This window comes from Pseudomonas sp. SIMBA_068 (assembly GCF_046534705.1).
GTDB lineage: Bacteria > Pseudomonadota > Gammaproteobacteria > Pseudomonadales > Pseudomonadaceae > Aquipseudomonas > Aquipseudomonas putida.
In genome coordinates, this window is sequence record NZ_JAWRYI010000395.1 from 1 (window position 1) to 278 (window position 278).

Sequence of the window (278 nt, forward strand, 5' to 3'; positions counted from 1 at the left end):
GAGGATTTTCAGCTGCAGCTTAAGATTCATGTTAATTTCCTCACATCGTGATGCGGATGAGTGTTTGAAAAAGCACATTTGACCGTGCGAGATGATGCGATTCTATCAACTTCGCGGACTGGTTTTTTGTTACCTGTGGCAAATAATTGCAAACATTCCCAATTTGCAAAACGAAATTGTGATGTGGATAACATTTTTGCCCCTGAGCATCGTCAGGGGCGGTTAATGGAATTATCGGCGGCGGTAGGATTTTTGCGCGGTATTCACTTTATAAAGAT

General features: G+C 42.1%; 1 protein-coding gene. It reads left to right on the forward strand.

The window, feature by feature from the left end; genetic code table 11:
* Positions 1–60: 60 nt before the first annotated feature.
* A partial coding sequence (locus tag SB756_RS29675; protein ID WP_410913141.1) for a hypothetical protein occupies positions 61–278 on the forward strand: 218 nt, incomplete at its 3' end.